Source organism: Pseudomonas sp. 31 R 17, from assembly GCF_900004915.1.
Classification (GTDB): domain Bacteria; phylum Pseudomonadota; class Gammaproteobacteria; order Pseudomonadales; family Pseudomonadaceae; genus Aquipseudomonas; species Aquipseudomonas orientalis_A.
The window spans coordinates 58,782-76,247 of sequence record NZ_CVTN01000054.1 but is presented as its reverse complement, the minus strand read 5'-3'; the positions used below and the strand labels follow the sequence as shown (position 1 = coordinate 76,247).

Sequence of the window (17,466 nt, the reverse complement as noted above, 5' to 3'; positions counted from 1 at the left end):
GAGCCTGGGCGAGGTGCCGAGTGGTGGGGCAAGAGCCCTTTTGGTTACTTTTGGGGCTCTTTTCCAAAAGTGACCCGCTGTAAAAGCGGAACCCATAGCAGCCGTTACCGCAGAAACGGATATGTACCCGGTCCAACCCAACATCCCGGCCACGCCCACCCCCGACTGACGGCTATTGTCAGAAATTTCCCACAGGAGTACAAATGTACTCCATGACAACCCTGACCCCCCGCCGTACCGCCATCCTGACCTTCATCCGCGACCGCATCGCGCAGCAAGGCCAGCCCCCCAGCCTCGCCGAGATCGCCGAGGCGTTCGGCTTTGCCTCGCGCAGCGTCGCCCGCAAGCATGTGGTAGCCCTGACCGAAGCCGGCTTTATCGAAGTCAACCCCAACCAGGCCCGTGGTATTCGCCTGCTCAATCAACCGCCGCGCCCGGAATGGCTGGACATCCCGGTGCTCGGTCGTGTGGCCGCGGGCCTGCCCATCGGGGCGGATGCCGAAGTGCACAATCGCCTGCAACTGGACCCCGCCACCTTCGCCAAAAGCCCGGACTACCTGCTGCGTGTGCAGGGCGATTCGATGATCGAGGACGGTATTCTCGATGGCGACCTGGTGGGCGTGCGGCGCAGTGCCGAGGCCTTGAACGGGCAGATTGTGGTGGCGCGCCTGGACGGTGAAGTTACCATCAAGCGTTTCGAGCGCACGGGCGACAAGGTGCGCCTGCTGCCGCGCAACCCGGCGTATCAGCCTATCGTGGTCGGGGCCGATCAGGACCTGGCTATCGAAGGGGTGTTCTGCGGCCTGGTGAGGCAAGGCTGATGGGCGCCGTGGTTGCCCTGGACTCGCTGTTCAATGGCGGGCGAGTCTGGAAGGGCCGGCCCGCCGCGCCACCGGCCAGTGTGCATCCCACGGGGCTGGCGGCGCTGGACGCGGTGCTGCCCAGCGGCGGCTGGCCGGAGGCGGCCTTGAGTGAAATCCTGATGGCCCGGGACGGCGTGGGCGAACTGCAACTGGTGCTGCCGACCCTGGCGCGCTTGTCGGCGCTGGGCGAGCGCATTGTGCTGGTGGCGCCGCCCTACACGCCGTACCCCCACGCCTGGCAGAACGCCGGGGTGGATGTGCGCCAGCTCGCGGTGATCCAGGCCCAGGAGCGCGATGCGCTGTGGGCGGTGGAACAATGCCTGCGCTCGGGCAGTTGCGGCGCGGTGTTGTGCTGGCCGCACAAGGCCGATGACCGGGCCTTGCGCCGTTTGCAGGTGGCGGCGGAAACCGGGCAGACCCTGGCGTTTGCCTGGCGCTCCTTGAGTGAGGCGATCAATCCATCGCCGGCCGCCTTGCGCCTGGCGGTCGAGGCAAGGCCGGCACAAGTGCGCGTGCTCAAATGCCGGGGCGGCCTGGCCCACCCGGCGCCGATTGCCCTGGCGGGGCATTGAGGTTGCCATGCGCTGGGTCTGTATTGTTTTCCCGCAATTGGCGCTGGACGCCGTGCTGCGTGCCCATCCCGAGCCCGATCAGCCGCTGGCACTGCTGGCCGGTACGCCACAGCGGCGCGTGCTGCAAACCGTCAATGCCGCCGCCCGTGCCCTGGGGTTGCGTCCCGGCCAGTCGCTGACGGCGGCGCATGCGCTGACCAAGGCCTTTGCCTGTGCTGAATACGACCCGCTGGACATCGAGCGCTGCCAGCAATTTCTGGCCGCCTGGGCCTACCGCTTCAGTTCCCAGGTCAGCGTGTATTACCCGCGTGCCTTGCTGTTCGAGATCGAGTCGAGCCTGGGCCTGTTCGGGCCCTGGCCGCAGTTCGAAGCGCGCTTGCGCCAGGAGTTGACCGAGCTGGGCTTTCGGCACCGCATCGTCGCCGCGCCCAATCCAGCGGCGGCGCGGGTGTTGGCTAATCGTTACGATGGCCTGGCGGTGGCGGATGACAGCGCCTTGATGCAGGCCCTGGCGCCGCTGCCGGTCGACCGCGCCGGGATTGACCCACAGGCCGCCACCGCCTTGTCGCGCATGGGCCTGCGCACGTTGGCCCAGGTGCAGGCGCTGCCCCGGCATACCCTGGCGCGGCGCTTTGACGCCAGCCTGCTCAAGCACCTCGACGCCCTGACCGGGCAGCGGCCATTGGCCCTGTGTTTCTATCAGCCGCCGGACCGGTTCGATGTGCGCATCGAGTTGAATTTCGACGTGCAATCCCACCAGGCCTTGCTGTTTCCCTTGCGCCGCCTGACCGCTGACTTGTCCGCCTTCCTGTGCGGGCGTGACAGTGGCGTGCAGCGTTTCGACCTGCACCTGGAGCATGCCCAGGCGCCCGACAGTGTGATCAAGGTCGGCCTGCTGAGTGCCGAGCGCGAGCCCTCGATGCTGTTCGAACTGGCCCGTGGACGCCTGGAACAGGTGCAAGTCACGGCACCGGTGCGCGGGTTTCGCCTGGTGGCCCAGGACTTGCCGGTGTTCGTGCCGCAGCGCCAGGACCTGTTCGACGACCGCCCGCAACAGACCCTGCCCTGGGAGCAATTGCGCGAACGCCTGCGCGCACGCCTGGGCGATGAAGCGGTGCAGGGCCTGCGCTTTCACGCCGACCATCGCCCTGAATGCGCCTGGCAAACCGCCGTTGACCCCCGTCCATGCCCGACCTTGAACAAGGTGCGGCGCCCTGGCTGGTTATTGCACCAGCCGACCTTGCTGGCCGAGCAGGGCGTACAGATCCTGATGGGGCCGGAACGCATCGAATCCGGCTGGTGGGACGGCGCCGATATCCGCCGCGACTATTACCTCATCCAGACCCGCACCGGCCAGCAAGGCTGGGCCTACCGCACGGTGGGGCAACAGGATGGATTGTGGTTGCAAGGCTGGTTCGCATGAAAGCCCATAGGTCGCCACCCTCTGTAGGAGCGAGCTTGCTCGCGAAGGTGGTTAACGATAACGCGGGGTTCCAGAATGAATGCGGTGCCCTTGGGTTTTTCGCGAGCAAGCTCGCTCCTGCAGGGGCGGGGCAGGCATGAGTTACGCCGAGCTGCATTGCCTGTCCAACTTCAGCTTCCAGCGCGGTGCCTCCAGTGCGCTGGAGTTGTTCGAACGCGCCAAACGCCAAGGCTACAGCGCCCTGGCGATTACCGACGAATGCACGCTGTCGGGCATCGTGCGCGCCTGGCAGGCGGCCAAGGCGCTGGAGCTGCCACTGATTATCGGCAGTGAGGTGCGCATCGAGAACGGGCCGACACTGGTGCTGCTGGTGGAGAACCTGAGCGGTTACCAGCACCTGTGCCGCTTGATCACCCTGGCCCGACGCCGCGCCGAAAAGGGCAGCTACCGCCTGCTGCAGGAAGACTTCGAGCAACCGCTGCCCGGCCTGCTGGCGTTGTGGGTAGCGCAGGACAGCGACACCCAGGCCAGCATCCAGTGGCTGCGCCGCACCTTCGCCGAGCGCCTGTGGTTGGCGGTGCACCTGCACTGCGGGCAAGACGATGCGCGCCATCTGGAGCAACGCCTGCAACTGGCGGCCAGCCTGCAGATCCCGGCGGTCGCCTGCGGTGATGTGCACATGCATGCGCGCGGCCGCCGTGCCCTGCAAGACACCATGACCGCCATCCGTCATCACCTCCCGGTGGCCGAAGCCGGCCTGCACTTGCACCCCAATGGCGAGCGGCACCTGCGCAGTCTCGATGCCCTGGCCGCGCTGTACCCCCAGGCCCTGCTCGATGAAACCCTGGCCATCGCACGGCGCTGTACCTTCGACCTTGGCCAGTTGCGCTATCACTACCCGCGTGAGCTGGTTCCCGCAGGCCATGATGCCGAATCCTGGCTGCGCACCCTCACCCAAGAGGGCATTGCCCTGCGCTGGCCCGAAGGCATCGACCCCAAGACCCTGGAGCAGATCGACAAGGAACTGGCGCTGATCAGCGAGCTGGGCTACGAAAGTTACTTCCTTACCGTGCACGACATCGTGCGCTTTGCCCGCAGCCGTTCGATCCTGTGCCAGGGCCGCGGTTCGGCGGCCAACTCGGCGGTGTGTTTTGCCCTGGGCATCACCGAGATCAACCCGAGCCTGAGCAACGTGCTGTTCGAACGTTTCCTGTCCAGGGAGCGCAACGAGCCGCCGGATATCGACGTGGATTTTGAACACGAGCGCCGCGAGGAAGTGCTGCAATACGTCTTCCAGCGCTATGGCCGCACGCGTGCAGCGTTGACGGCGGTGGTCAGCAGTTACCACGCGACCGGCGCGGTGCGCGATGTGGCCAAGGCCCTCGGGCTGCCGCCGGACCAGGTCAACGCATTGGCCGACTGCTGCGGGCGCTGGAGCGACGACGCGCCGCCATTGGAGCGCCTGCGCGAAAGCGGTTTCGACCCGGACAGCCCGCTGCTGCGCCGCGTATTGACCCTGACCCGGCAGTTAATCGGCTTTCCCCGGCATTTGTCCCAGCACCCCGGCGGCTTCGTGATTTCCGAATACCCGCTGGACACCCTGGTGCCGGTGGAGAACGCCGCCATGGCCGAGCGCACCATCATCCAGTGGGACAAGGACGACCTCGACGCCGTCGGCCTGCTCAAGGTGGATATCCTCGCCCTGGGCATGCTCAGCGCGATCCGGCGCTGCTTCGATTTGCTGCGCCGCCATCGCCACCAGGATTGGAGCCTGGCAACTATTCCCAAGGAAGACCCGGCCACCTACGCGATGATCAGCAAGGCCGACACCATCGGCGTTTTCCAGATCGAATCGCGGGCGCAGATGTCGATGTTGCCCAGGCTCAAGCCGCAAACCTTCTACGACCTGGTGATCGAAGTCGCCATCGTGCGGCCGGGGCCGATCCAGGGCGGCATGGTGCATCCGTATTTGCGGCGCAGGAATAAAGAGGAAGAGGAAACCTATCCATCGCCTGAATTGGAAGTGGTATTGAAACGCACTCTGGGCATCCCGTTGTTCCAGGAACAAGTGATGCAGATCGCCATGGTCGCCGCCGACTACAGCCCCGGCGAGGCCGATCAGTTGCGCCGCTCCATGGCCGCCTGGAAACGTCACGGCGGCCTGGAACCGCACCAGCAGCGGCTGCGCGACGGCATGCTCAAGAACGGCTACACCGAAGCCTTCGCCGCGCAAATTTTCGAGCAGATCAAAGGCTTTGGCAGCTATGGTTTTCCCGAGTCCCACGCGGCCAGTTTTGCCTTGCTGACCTACGCCAGTTGCTGGCTCAAATGCCATGAGCCGGCGGCTTTCGCCTGCGCGCTGATCAACAGCTGGCCAATGGGTTTCTACAGCCCGGACCAGATCCTGCAGGACGCGCGCCGTCATCGCCTGCAGATCCGCCCGGTGGACGTGCAGGCCAGCGACTGGGATTGCAGCCTGGAACCCATCGACGGCGCGCAACCGGCGATTCGCCTGGGGCTGCGCATGATCTCGGGCTTTCGCGAAGACGATGGGCGGCGCCTGGAGGCCGTGCGCCAGCGCCGGGCGTTCAGCGACATCGCCGACCTCGACGCCCGCGCCGGCCTGGATGCGCGTGCCCAAGCCTTGCTGGCCGATGCCGGCGCCTTGCGCGGATTGGCCGGTAACCGGCATCAGGCCCGCTGGGAGGTGGCCGGTGTGCAGACCCAGCTGGGCCTGTTTGCCGGGCTGCCGAGCCCCGATGAAGCCGATGTAGCATTGCCTCAACCCACGGTGGGCGAGGACTTGCACGCCGATTACGCCACGCTCGGCACCACCCTGGGGCCGCACCCTTTGACGCTGCTGCGCGCGGAACTGCGCAAGCGCCGCTGCCGCAGTTCCCAGGAACTGCTGAGCGTGGAGCATGGGCGTAATGTGAGCGTGGCCGGGCTGGTCACCGGGCGCCAGCGTCCCGGCACCGCCAGCGGTGTGACCTTTGTCACCCTGGAAGATGAGTTCGGCAACCTCAATGTGGTGGTCTGGCGCGACCTGGCCGAACGTCAGCGCAAGGCCCTGGTCGGCTCGCGACTGCTCAAGGTGGACGGGCGCTGGGAGGCGGTGGGCGAGGTGCGGCATTTGATCGCCGGGCGCCTGACCGACCTGTCGCCGCTGCTCGATGGCATGGTGGTGCGCAGCCGGGATTTTCACTGAGGCCAGTGGTTTATTCAGCTCAAGTTCGACAAGATGAAACCATCTACCGCCGCCGCGCTCCAAAAGTTGCAACAGCCTTGTCATTGCCCAGAGCCCGATCATGCAATTTTTATCCAACTCCCACGGCTGTGAAGGCTGGGCCGGTGAAATGGCCCAGAGAATTCGCGCGTTTGACTGGTCAGGCACCGATCTCGGCCCGATCGATCGCTGGTCCACCAGCCTGGCCTGCACCGTGCAGATGATGCTCGCTTCGCCCGTGCCGATGGTGATGCTATGGGGGCGCGCCGGTTACATGATCTACAACGACAGCTACTCGGTGTTCGCCGGGGGTCGTCATCCGTACCTGCTGGGCACGCCGGTGGAGCTGGGCTGGCCGGAAGTGGCCGAGTTCAACCGGCATGTGGTGGACACCTGCCTGGCTGGGGGCACCTTGTCGTTCAACAACAAGGAACTGGTGTTGTCGCGCCATGGCAGGCCGGAAACCTTGTGGCTGGACCTCTACTACAGCCCGGTGGCCGGAGATGACCAGCAACCGGCCGGGGTGCTGGCGATCGTGGTCGAGACCACTGAACTGGTCAAGTCCGAGCGGGTGCGCCAGGAGCTGACCCATAATCTGGAGCAGCGTGTAGCGGCCGAAGTGCAGGCGCGTTCCGCCGCCGAGGAGCAGTTGCGCCAGTCGCAGAAGCTGGAAGCGATTGGCGGCCTGACCGGCGGCGTGGCCCACGACTTCAACAACCTGTTGCAAGTGATCGCCGGCAACCTGCACCTGCTGGCGCGCCATGAACCGGACAACGCGCAAGTGCAGCGGCGCGTTTCCGCCGCGATTGCCGCCGTGGAGCGCGGGGCCACCTTGTCCTCGCAATTGCTGGCGTTTGCCCGGCGTCAGCCGTTGTCGCCGGCGGTGTACAACCCGCAACGTATCTACGCAGGCCTGGGTGAACTGCTGCAACGCGCGCTGGGCGAAACCATTCATATCGACGTGCAGTTGCCCCAGGATTCCTGGTGCATCAACGTCGACCGCAACCAGCTGGAAAACGCGCTGCTCAACCTGGCGATCAATGCCCGCGATGCCATGCAAGGCGAAGGCGTGATTCGTATCACCGGCGAAAACATCATTCTCAACCCGGCCGAATGCGCGGGCAAAAGCATCAAGCCCGGCGAGTATGTGCGCCTGGCGGTCACCGACACCGGCGTGGGCATGCCGTCGACGGTACTCAAGCGTGCGTTCGAACCGTTTTTCACCACCAAGCGCGAAGGGCAGGGCACGGGCCTCGGGCTAAGCATGGTGTTTGGTTTTGTCCGCCAAAGCGGTGGGCATGTCGACATCTGGAGCGAGGAGAACAAAGGCTCGGTGGTGCAGATGTATTTCCCGCGCAGCCTGGAACCGGAACATGTCGAGCCGGACATTGACCTGGAGAGCCCTTGCACCGGCCAGGAAACCATTCTGGTGGTGGAGGACAACGAAGGCGTGCGCCTGACCGTGGTGGAGCTGCTCAAGCAGTCGGGCTACACGGTGCTGACGGCCGAAGACGGCGATCAGGCCATGGCCAAGCTGCAGTCCGGCCTGCAACCGGAACTGATCTTTACCGATGTGGTGATGCCCGGCCGCATCAAGAGCATCGACCTGGCCAACTGGGCGCGTGAGCAGGTGCCGCCGATTCCGGTGCTGTTCACCTCCGGCCACACCCGCGACATTCTTTCCTCCAATCATCTGCTGAGCGCCGACATTAATCTGTTGAGCAAACCCTACAGTCCCGACGCCCTGACGCAACGGGTACGCAGCGTTCTCACCGCCAGACAAGGTTGTTCATGACTTCACAGCGCAACATTCCTCCACCGACCGTCCAGCACACCGGCTTCGTGCGGGTGCGCGGCGCTCGCGAACACAACTTGCGTAACGTCGACGTGGATATTCCCCGCGATGCCCTGGTGGTGTTTACCGGCGTGTCCGGTTCCGGCAAGTCGTCCCTGGCGTTTTCCACCGTGTATGCCGAGGCCCAGCGCCGCTATTTCGAATCGGTGGCGCCCTATGCGCGACGCCTGATCGACCAGGTCGGCGTGCCGGATGTCGACAGTATCGAAGGCTTGCCGCCCGCCGTGGCCCTGCAACAACAGCGTGGCACACCGAGTGCGCGGTCCTCGGTGGGCAGCGTGACCACCTTGTCGAGCCTGATCCGCATGCTGTATTCCCGCGCCGGCCGTTACCCGCCGGGGCAGGCGATGCTGTACGCCGAGGACTTTTCGCCGAACCTGCCCCAGGGCGCGTGCCCGCAATGCCATGGCCTGGGCCGCGTGTATGAAGTGACCGAAGCGCTGATGGTGCCCGACCCGTCCCTGACCATCCGCCAGCGCGCGGTGGCGGCCTGGCCGCTGGCATGGCAGGGCCAGAACCTGCGGGACATCCTCGTAACCCTGGGGTACGACGTGGATATCCCGTGGCGCGACCTGCCGAAAAAACAGCGCGACTGGATCCTGTTCACCGAAGAAACCCCCACCGTACCGGTGTACGCCGGCTTCACCCCGGCGCAGACCCGCGATGCCTTGAAACGCAAGCTGGAGCCCAGTTACCAGGGCACTTTCAGCGGTGCGCGGCGCTACATCCTGCACACCTTCGCGCAGACCCAAAGCGCGCTGATGAAAAAGCGCGTGTCGCAGTTCATGCAAGGCAGTGCCTGCCCGTTGTGCGAGGGCAAGCGGCTGACCCGGGCGGCGTTGTCGGTGAAGTTTGCCGGGGTGGATATCGGTGAGCTGTCGCAACTGTCCCTGACCCGCCTGGCCGAGCTGCTGCGGCCGGTGGCGGCGGGGCAGGACAAGATGAAGCTGTCGGTGGAAAAACGCCTGGCGGCCCAGCGCATCGCCGAGGATCTGCTCGAACGGGTCACGACCTTGATCGAGCTGGGCCTGGGCTATCTGTCCCTGGAGCGCAGCACGCCGACGCTGTCGTCCGGGGAGTTGCAGCGCTTGCGCCTGGCCACGCAGTTGGGCTCGCAATTGTTCGGAGTGATCTACGTGCTGGACGAGCCTTCGGCGGGCCTGCATCCGGCGGATGGCGAAGCCTTGTTCAGCGCGCTGGCGCGTTTGAAAGCGGCCGGCAATTCGCTGTTTGTGGTGGAGCATGACCTGGAAACCATGCGCCGCGCCGACTGGTTGATCGATGTCGGCCCGGCCGCCGGCGAGCACGGCGGGCAAGTCCTGTACAGCGGCCCGCCTGCGGGGTTGGCGGATGTCGCCGCGTCGCAGACCCGTGACTACCTGTTTGCCGAGCCGCGGGCCTTGAATCCCACGCGGCGGGAACCCCGTGGCTGGCTGAAGCTGCAAGGGGTGACGCGCAACAACCTGAAGAACCTTGCCGTGGATTTCCCGCTGGGCTGCTTCACGGCGGTGACCGGGATTTCCGGTTCGGGCAAATCCAGCCTGGTCAGTCAGGCGCTGTTGGAACTGGTCAGCAGTGGCCTCGGGCGCGTGCTGGAAAGCACCGACGAGCCCAGCCTGGAAGACGCTGCGCCTATCGCCAGCGAAGGACGCATCAGCGCCGGGCTGGAGCAGATCCGGCGTCTGGTGCAGGTGGACCAGAAGCCCATCGGCCGTACGCCGCGTTCCAATCTTGCGACCTATACCGGGCTGTTCGACAACGTGCGCAAACTGTTCGCCGCCACCCCGGCGGCGAAGAAGCGCGGTTACGACGCGGGGCAATTTTCCTTCAACGTCGCCAAGGGCCGATGCCCGAACTGCGAAGGCGAGGGGTTTGTCAGCGTCGAGTTGCTGTTCATGCCCAGCGTGTATGCGCCATGCCCGACCTGCCATGGGGCGCGTTACAACCCCGAGACCCTGGCGGTCAAATGGCAAGGCTTGAGTATCGCCCAAGTGCTGGGCTTGACCGTGGAGGAAGCAGTCGAGGTGTTTGCCGAACAGCCCGGCGTATTGCGCGCCCTGCAGGTGCTGCGCGATATCGGCCTGGGCTATCTGCGCCTGGGCCAGCCGGCCACCGAGTTGTCGGGCGGTGAAGCGCAGCGCATCAAGCTGGCCACCGAGCTGCAACGCACGGCGCGGGGCGCCACCTTGTACGTGCTGGACGAACCGACCACCGGGCTGCATCCCAGGGATGTCGACCGCTTGCTCAGCCAGCTCAATCAATTGGTGGAAGCGGGGCATACGGTGGTGGTGGTCGAGCATGAAATGCGCGTGGTGGCGCAGAGCGACTGGGTGATCGACATCGGCCCCGGCGCCGGCAATGCGGGCGGGAAGGTGGTTGCCAGTGGTACGCCGCAGGCCGTCGCCCGCAGCAAGGACAGCCGCACGGCGCCATTCCTGGCGCGTGAGCTTGTCTAGTCGGCTCAATGTGGGAGGGTCGCCCCTTCCCCGTGTTGAAATGCAGACGAATGTGGGAGGGGGCTTGCCCCCGATGGCGGCCTTGGGGCTAACCCGGCGTCCTGCCGGGTTACCCACGGATTCAAGCCTGCGTTCGGCCAGCGTGGTTTGACGGGGCGCCTGAGATCAAGATCAAAAGCCAGATCAAGAGCGGCTCGCTTCGCATCGTGTGTTGCTGATCCAAATCTATGTGGTGGTCGCCGGGCGGATGGTGGAGATTGTGTGGGGCTTTAGTGCCCAGTGAAGTATCCTGCGCGCCTCGTTCACCACTGATCCAGAGAAGATGACAGGACAAGACATGCAGGCGCTGCTGGAGTCGATCCTTGACGAAGTGCGGCCTCTGATCGGCCTCGGCAAAGTCGCCGATTACATTCCCGCCCTGGCCGACGTACCCGCCAACCAGCTTGGCATCGCGGTATACGGCAACGACGGCGCGGCCTATTGCGCGGGCGACGCCGACACGCTGTTTTCGGTGCAGAGCATTTCCAAGGTGTTCAGCCTGGTGCAGGCCATTGACCACGGCGGCGAAAGTATCTGGGAGCGCCTGGGCCATGAACCGTCGGGGCAACCGTTCAACTCCATGGTGCAACTGGAATTCGAACGCGGCCGACCGCGCAATCCTTTTATCAACGCCGGCGCGCTGGTGATCTGCGACATCAACCAGTCGCGTTTCGCCGTGCCGATTCTGTCGATGCGCGACTTTGTGCGGCGGCTGTCGGGCAATCCGCAGATCCTGGTCGATAGCGTGGTCGCCGAATCCGAAGCCCGGCATGGTGCGCGTAATGCGGCCATGGCCTACCTGATGAAAGCCTTCGGCAACTTTCATAACGATGTGGACGCGGTGCTGCACAGTTACTTCAACTACTGCGCCTTGCAGATGAGCTGCCTGGACCTGGCCCGGGCGTTCAGCTTCCTGGCCAACGAAGGTGTGAGCGCCCACAGTGGCGAGCAGATCCTGACCGCGCGCCAGACCAAACAAGTCAACTCGATCATGGCCACCAGCGGGCTGTATGACGAGGCGGGCAATTTTGCTTATCGCGTAGGGTTGCCGGGCAAGAGCGGGGTAGGCGGCGGGATTGTCGCGGTGGTGCCGGGGCAGTTTACCGTGTGCGTGTGGTCGCCGGAGTTGAACGCGGCGGGGAACTCGCTGGCGGGGATCAAGGCGTTGGAGTTGTTGAGTGAGCGGATTGGGTGGTCGGTGTTCTAAGCCTGTCACCAGACCAAACTGTGGGAGGGGGCTTGCCCCCGATGGCGGCCTCGGGGCTGGCCGGGATGTTGGATCAGACTGAGTACATATCCGTTTCTGCGGTAACGGCTGCTAATGGTTCCGCTTTTACAGCGGCTCACTTTTGAAAAGCGCAAAAGTAAGCAAAACGCTCTTGCCCCACCACTCGGCACCTCGCCTGCGTTCGGCCAGCGTGGTTTAACGGGGCGCCTGGGATCAAAAGCAAAAGCGCGGCGGCCTTGGAGCCGACCGGGATTTTTTGTCGATCCTGGCCAAAATGTGGGAGGGGGCTTGCCCCCGATGGCGGCCTCGGGGCTGGCCGGGATGTTGGATTGGGTTGAGTACATATCCGTTTCTGCGGTAACGGCTGCTAATGGTTCCGCTTTTACAGCGGCTCACTTTTGAAAAGCGCAAAAGTAAGCAAAACGCTCTGCCCCACCACTCGGCACCTCGCCTGGGCTCGGTGTGCCCTCTCTCCGGCTTGAATCCGTGGGCCGCCGCAATGGGCCATCCATGGCCCAGTGCGGCTAACCCGGCGTCCTGCCGGGTTACCCACGGATTCAAGCCTGCGTTCGGCCAGCGTGGTTTAACGGGGCGCCTGAGATCAAGATCAGAAGCCAGATCAAGATCAAGAGCGGCTCGCTTCGCATCGGGTCGTGGATACGTTGTTTGTGTGGGAGGGGGCTTGCCTTCGATTTATTTGTAGCGTTGCTCGAAGACGGCCACCTGTTCGGGCTTGATCAGCTCGAAAGGCACCCACACCTCCGACTCAATCGGCTCGCCCTTGATCATCCGCACTGCCGCCTGCACGGCCTGGGTCGCCTGGGCTTTGGGGTCCTGGAACACCGATGCGCTGAGCACGCCGCGCCGGATCGCCGCCAGTCCATCGGGGAGGCCGTCGATCCCCACAATCGCCACTTCGCCCTTGGCCTTGCCCGCCTGCTGTAACGCCATGGCCGCGCCAATCGCCATTTCATCGTTGTTGGCCACGATCGCGTCGAACTGGGTGCCCGCCAGCAACCAGTTGCTGGTCAGGTCCATGGCCTTGCTGCGTTGCCATTCGGCGCTTTGCTGCTCAACGATCCTGATGCCCGGAAATTCCTTGAGCACCTGCCTGGCGCCTTCAGTGCGGTCGCGGGTGGCGTTTTGCGCCAGGTCGCCCATGATGATCGCCACGCTGCCCTTGCCGCCGAGTTTTTCCGCGAGATAGCGCATCTGCAATTGCCCGGCCTCAATGTCGTTGGACGCCACGGTGACCACACCCTTGGGCAATGTGCGTTCATCCGGGTGACGGTTGACGTACACCAGTGGGGTGTTGCTGGCGACGGCGGCGCGGGTGATGTTGGCGGTGGCGGCGGTGTCCACCGGCAGTACGATCACCGCGTCGACGTTCTGGTTGAGGAAGCCTTCGACCTGATTGAGCTGGCGCACCACGTCGCCCTGGGCGTCCTCGAACTGGATCTGCACGTCCTGTTGCGTGGCGGCCGCTTCAAGGCCGGTGCGCACGTAGGTCATGAAGTTATCGTCGACCCGCGCGATGCTCACGCCGATGCGATACGCGGCAAAGCTTGATTGGCTCAACAGCAGTAACAGTGTGGCCACGATCAATGAATAGCGATGCATAAGGTGTTCCTCTTGTTGTTATAGGGTGAACGCCTGGCGGAAACGCTCCAGGGCCCTGTCGCTGTCGCCGCTGGCCCAGCCTTCCAGGCCGACCACGCCGCTGTAGCCCATGGCATGCAGCGCCCTGGCAATCCCCGGGTAGTGGATCTCGCCGGTGCCGGGCTCCTGGCGTCCGGGCACGTCGGCCACCTGGATTTCTCCGATGGCGGGGCCTGCGCGCTGGATCAGTTCGATCAGGTTGCCTTCGCCGATCTGCGCGTGGTACAGGTCCAGGTTCATCTTCAAATGCGCGCTGCCCACCGCTTCGATCAGGGCCAGGGTGTCGTCGGCACGGGCGAACGGGGTGCCGGGGTGGTCCAGCTCGGTGTTGAGGTTTTCCAGCAGGAACACACGGCCGGCGTCCTCGCCCAGGCGTGCGATCTTTTCCAGGGTCTTGCAGGCGCTCAGCCACATGCGCCCGGAGGTGTGGCTGACGGGCTGCACCGGCAGGCCGCCGTCACCCAGGCCGGTGCCGTGCAGATTGAGGCTGGGGCAGTTGAGGCGCTCGGCAATGCCCAGGGATTCACGGGCGCTGTCGAGCAAGTGGCGGATACCGTCAGGGTCGGTGAGCGTGCCGCTGATGTAGCCGGTCATCGAGGTGAAGTCCGCGCCTGTCGCGGCCAGGGCGTTGATGTCCTTGTCTGTCCAACTCCAGATTTCGGCGCTGAAACCGAGTGCATGAATGCGTTTGACCCGCTCCACGAACGGCAGGTCCAGGAACACCATCTCTGCACTGACCGCCAGCTTGAACGGGATCACAGGCTCACCGCCGTGCCTTGCTCGCAGGACTCGATACACGCGCGCGCAATCGCCAGGGCGGCGCGGGCATCTTCACCGCTGGCCAGGGGTTTGGCGCCGCTGCGCAGGCAGTCGACAAAGTGGTTGAGCTCGGCGATGTAGGCGTCGCGCAACAGGTCGGTGTCCAGGCGTTGGGTGTCGGCCTGGATGCCTTGGGCCTGGTAGCGCACCAGGTCGGATGCCTGCACGCCGCCCATGGTCAGCATGCCGGCACTGCCGAACACTTCACCGCGTACGTCGTAGCCATACACCGCCTGGAAGCTGGCTTCGGCGGTGGCAATCGCGCCGTTATCGAAGCGGATCGTGACCACGGCGGTGTCGAGCAAGCCTTTGCTTTTGTATGCCGGGGCGATCAGCGCGTCGGCCATCACCTGCACCTGCACCGCTTCGGCACCGGGGTTGAGGTAGCGCAGGGTGTCGAAGTCGTGGATCAGGGTTTCCAGGAAAATCACCCATTGCGGTGAGGCGCCAGGGTTGTTCAGCGCCGGGTCGCGGGTCAGTGAGCGCAGCAACTGCGGGGTGCCGATGCGTCCTGCGGCCACATCCAGGTGAGCGCTGCGAAAGCTCTTGGCGAAGCGCCGGTTGAAGCCGACTTGCAGGGTCACACGGGCATCGGCCGCGGCGGCGATGGCGCGGTCGGCTTCATCGAGGGTGATGGCCATGGGTTTCTCGCAGAAAATCCCCTTGCCGGCGCGGGCGGCGCTGATCACCAGTTCGGCATGGCTGCGGGCGGGGGCGGCGATGAGGATGCCGTCGATGTCCGGGTCGTCGAGCAGTTGCTGTGGGTCGGTGTATACCTTGTCCACACCCAGCTCCGCCGCCAGACGCGCGGCTTGCCCTGGGGTCGGGTCGGCGATCGCGGCCAGGCAGGCGCCGGGGATGTGGAGGGCGGCCGTCAGGCCGTGGAAGCTGCCCATGCGACCGGCACCGATCAAGCCCAGGCGGATGCGTTTGGTATTCATGTATGACCCCTTTTTATTGTTGGCCTCAGGACAATCCTGTGGGCAAAGGGGCAAGAGCAAAGGCTGTGCCAGAATATAACTGGCTGATATTTATGGATTTTTAAAAATATAGTGTTCATTTAAATGACATGTCTATGCTGACATGTCGAAAACATGAACATGGAACTCCGCTTATGAGCCTGGCGATCAGTGCGCAAGACCTCGATTACCTGACGGCGTTGGGCCCCGCCGCGCTGAACGATGGCCCGGTCGCCGCTTTGGAACAGGCGTGGCAGGCCTGTCTGCGCGGCCAGGTGCAACGCCCGCGCGAGGTACGTCGAACGATCTGGGATTCCTGGTGGCGCAGCGTCGAAGCGGGCATTGATCCGGCCGACAGCGCGTACCGCTTCGTCGCCGCCGACCGTCTGACGGCCACGCTGGCCAGCCACCGCGTGCTGATCGACGCCGCCGCGCAAGTCATGCAAGGCTTGCTGGCGTACAACCCGCGCGGGCATATCAACCTCACCGATGCGGAGGGCACCACCTTGCATTTCTGCGGGTTGGATATCACCCCCGTGGGCAGTCGCCTGCTCGAATCGGTGCAGGGCACCAACTGCACCGGCCTGGCGCTGGCTGAAGATCATCTGGTGTATGTGCTGGCCGAAGAAAACTTCGCGGTCGGCCTGCGTCAACGCCGCATGCACTGCGCCGCCGCGCCGATCAAGAACGCCCAGGGCCAGACCCTGGCCGTGCTGACGCTCACCGCCGAACCCGGCTGGTTTCACTTTCATACCCTGGGCACCGTGCAGGCGGCCGCTGAAGCCGTGTCGCGGCAAATGGCGCTGCAGGCGTTGCTGGAGGAACAGCAAACCGTGCTCGAAGTGCTCAACGAAGGCCTCGTGGTGGTGGATGAACGCGGCTGCATCAAGGCGCTCAACCGCTATGCCCGCCAGCTGTTCGGGGTGGGGCTGGAGCTGATTGGCAGTCCCTTCCAGCGCCTGGGCCGCAGTGAATTGAGCGAGGTGCTGGGTGAGGCTGTGCGCGACCTGGATTGCACATTCCACCTGCATGACCGCAGCCAACTCGCCTGCCTGGTCTCGGTGTGCCCACTGGAGCAGGGCGGGGTGATCGTGTCGCTGCGCGAAAACCGGCGCATCCGTGAAATTACCCGGCGCATTGTCGGCACCCAGGCGCGGTATACCTTCGACACCATCCAGGGCACCTCGCGTGCGATCCAGGATGCGCTGCACCTGGGGCGCATCGCCAGCCGCAGTGATTCCACCACGCTGATTCTCGGGGAAAGCGGCACCGGCAAGGAGTTGTTCGCACAGGCTATCCATAACGCCAGCGAGCGTTGCCACGGCCCGTTCGTGGCGGTCAACTGCGGTGCGATTCCACGGGACCTGGTGCAGAGTGAACTGTTCGGGCATGTCGAGGGCGCGTTCACCGGTTCGGCCCGTGGCGGCTCGGCGGGCAAGTTCGAGCTGGCCGATGGCGGCACCATTTTCCTGGATGAGATTGGCGACATGTCCTTCGACGCCCAGGTCAGTCTGTTGCGGGTGTTGCAGGAAGGTGAAGTCGCGCGGGTCGGCGCAAAAAGCGCACGCCAGGTGGATGTGCGCATCATCGCCGCCACCCACCGCAATCTCAGCCAGGCAGTGGCCGACGGCGCGTTTCGCGAAGATCTTTATTACCGCCTGAATGTGCTGAACCTGACGGTGCCGCCGCTGCGGATGCGCCGCGAAGACATCCCGCTGCTGGCGCGGCACTTCCTCAAGCGCTGCGCGCGCTCGTTGCGTAAAACGGTGCAGGGCTTCGCGCCGGACGCGCTGGCCCTGCTTTGCGCCCATGCCTGGCCGGGCAACGTGCGCGAGCTGGAAAACGCCATCGAACGGGCGACCAACCTGGCCATGGGCGAGTTGATCCAGCCGGGGGACTTGCCGTTGGACAGCAAGCCTCGTGCGCTGGCCCAGGGCTATGCGCCGCAACCCACCCAGGACCTGAGCAGCCACGAAATGCATGCCATCGTCGCCGCGCTCAAAAGCACCGGCGGCAATATCCGCCTGGCCGCCCGGCAGTTGAACGTATCCCGGGGCGGGCTGTACAACAAGATGACTCGGTTCGGGTTGAATGCCGGGGATTTTCGCAGGCCGGTGGGCGGTTACTAATGGGGGAGGGGGCTTGCCCCCGATGGCGATGTGTCAGTCACTGATGTACTTACTGACTCTCCCTCATCGGGGGCAAGCCCCCTCCCACATTTGGATCGCGGATCGGCAAAAGATACCGGTCGGCTCTAAGGCCGCCGCGCTTTCGCTTTTGATCTCAGGCGCCCCGTTAAACCACGCTGGCCGAACGCAGGCTTGAATCCGTGGGTAACCCGGCAGGACGCCGGGTTAGCCGCACTGG

At 64.7% G+C, this 17,466-nt stretch carries 11 protein-coding genes; 8 read left to right on the top strand and 3 right to left on the bottom strand.

Features of this window, described 5'->3' with window-relative positions:
• Nucleotides 1–203: 203 nt before the first annotated feature.
• The 7 genes from lexA (at nucleotide 204) to glsB (ending at nucleotide 11,641) form a co-directional block, all read left to right on the top strand.
• A complete protein-coding gene (gene lexA / locus BFP89_RS06785) occupies nucleotides 204–821 on the top strand; it encodes a transcriptional repressor LexA (RefSeq protein ID WP_065884757.1) in 618 nt (205 codons plus the stop codon).
• Nucleotides 821–1,435, top strand: a complete 615-nt coding sequence (imuA, locus tag BFP89_RS06780; RefSeq protein ID WP_065884756.1) for a translesion DNA synthesis-associated protein ImuA — start codon at nucleotides 821–823, stop codon at nucleotides 1,433–1,435. Before lexA ends, imuA begins: the two co-directional genes overlap by 1 nt.
• A gap of 7 nt (nucleotides 1,436–1,442) precedes the next feature.
• A complete protein-coding gene (locus BFP89_RS06775) occupies nucleotides 1,443–2,858 on the top strand; it encodes a Y-family DNA polymerase (protein ID WP_065884755.1) in 1,416 nt (471 codons plus the stop codon).
• A gap of 136 nt (nucleotides 2,859–2,994) precedes the next feature.
• Nucleotides 2,995–6,066 (top strand): error-prone DNA polymerase, encoded by a 3,072-nt coding sequence (locus BFP89_RS06770; protein ID WP_065884754.1) that lies wholly within the window; start codon nucleotides 2,995–2,997, stop codon nucleotides 6,064–6,066.
• Nucleotides 6,067–6,166: 100 nt separating this feature from the next.
• Complete coding sequence (locus tag BFP89_RS06765; RefSeq protein ID WP_065884753.1) at nucleotides 6,167–7,879, top strand: ATP-binding protein; 1,713 nt, start codon at nucleotides 6,167–6,169, stop codon at nucleotides 7,877–7,879.
• Nucleotides 7,876–10,395: an excinuclease ABC subunit UvrA gene (gene uvrA / locus BFP89_RS06760; RefSeq protein WP_065884752.1), complete on the top strand. Its 2,520-nt coding sequence runs from the start codon at nucleotides 7,876–7,878 to the stop codon at nucleotides 10,393–10,395. Before BFP89_RS06765 ends, uvrA begins: the two co-directional genes overlap by 4 nt.
• Nucleotides 10,396–10,732: 337 nt before the next feature.
• A complete protein-coding gene (glsB, locus tag BFP89_RS06755; protein ID WP_065884751.1) occupies nucleotides 10,733–11,641 on the top strand; it encodes a glutaminase B in 909 nt (302 codons plus the stop codon).
• Between the two features lie 714 nt (nucleotides 11,642–12,355).
• On the opposite strand, the gene BFP89_RS06750 is transcribed toward glsB, so the two are convergent.
• Genes BFP89_RS06750 through BFP89_RS06740 form a run of 3 tightly spaced genes read right to left on the bottom strand, consistent with a single transcriptional unit; the run spans nucleotide 12,356 to nucleotide 15,081 of the window.
• The gene (locus BFP89_RS06750) at nucleotides 12,356–13,282 is read right to left on the bottom strand and encodes a sugar ABC transporter substrate-binding protein (protein ID WP_065884750.1); all 927 of its coding nucleotides are present in this window, start codon (nucleotides 13,280–13,282) and stop codon (nucleotides 12,356–12,358) included.
• 18 nt (nucleotides 13,283–13,300) lie between these two features.
• Nucleotides 13,301–14,047, bottom strand: a complete 747-nt coding sequence (locus BFP89_RS06745; protein WP_065884785.1) for a TIM barrel protein — start codon at nucleotides 14,045–14,047, stop codon at nucleotides 13,301–13,303.
• A 29-nt stretch (nucleotides 14,048–14,076) separates the two neighbouring features.
• A complete protein-coding gene (locus tag BFP89_RS06740) occupies nucleotides 14,077–15,081 on the bottom strand; it encodes a Gfo/Idh/MocA family oxidoreductase (protein WP_065884749.1) in 1,005 nt (334 codons plus the stop codon).
• 173 nt (nucleotides 15,082–15,254) lie between these two features.
• On the opposite strand from BFP89_RS06740, the gene BFP89_RS06735 reads away from it, so the two are divergent.
• Nucleotides 15,255–17,228 (top strand): sigma-54 interaction domain-containing protein, encoded by a 1,974-nt coding sequence (locus tag BFP89_RS06735; RefSeq protein WP_065884748.1) that lies wholly within the window; start codon nucleotides 15,255–15,257, stop codon nucleotides 17,226–17,228.
• Nucleotides 17,229–17,466: the final 238 nt, after the last annotated feature.

Coding starts and splice junctions, on each gene's coding strand:
- BFP89_RS06750 (WP_065884750.1), bottom strand. CDS start 13,282: ATGCATCGCTATTCATTGATCGTGGCCACACTGTTACTGCTGTTGAGC.
- BFP89_RS06745 (WP_065884785.1), bottom strand. CDS start 14,047: ATGGTGTTCCTGGACCTGCCGTTCGTGGAGCGGGTCAAACGCATTCAT.
- BFP89_RS06770 (WP_065884754.1), top strand. CDS start 2,995: ATGAGTTACGCCGAGCTGCATTGCCTGTCCAACTTCAGCTTCCAGCGC.
- lexA (WP_065884757.1), top strand. CDS start 204: ATGTACTCCATGACAACCCTGACCCCCCGCCGTACCGCCATCCTGACC.
- BFP89_RS06735 (WP_065884748.1), top strand. CDS start 15,255: ATGAGCCTGGCGATCAGTGCGCAAGACCTCGATTACCTGACGGCGTTG.
- imuA (WP_065884756.1), top strand. CDS start 821: ATGGGCGCCGTGGTTGCCCTGGACTCGCTGTTCAATGGCGGGCGAGTC.
- BFP89_RS06775 (WP_065884755.1), top strand. CDS start 1,443: ATGCGCTGGGTCTGTATTGTTTTCCCGCAATTGGCGCTGGACGCCGTG.
- BFP89_RS06765 (WP_065884753.1), top strand. CDS start 6,167: ATGCAATTTTTATCCAACTCCCACGGCTGTGAAGGCTGGGCCGGTGAA.
- uvrA (WP_065884752.1), top strand. CDS start 7,876: ATGACTTCACAGCGCAACATTCCTCCACCGACCGTCCAGCACACCGGC.
- BFP89_RS06740 (WP_065884749.1), bottom strand. CDS start 15,081: ATGAATACCAAACGCATCCGCCTGGGCTTGATCGGTGCCGGTCGCATG.
- glsB (WP_065884751.1), top strand. CDS start 10,733: ATGCAGGCGCTGCTGGAGTCGATCCTTGACGAAGTGCGGCCTCTGATC.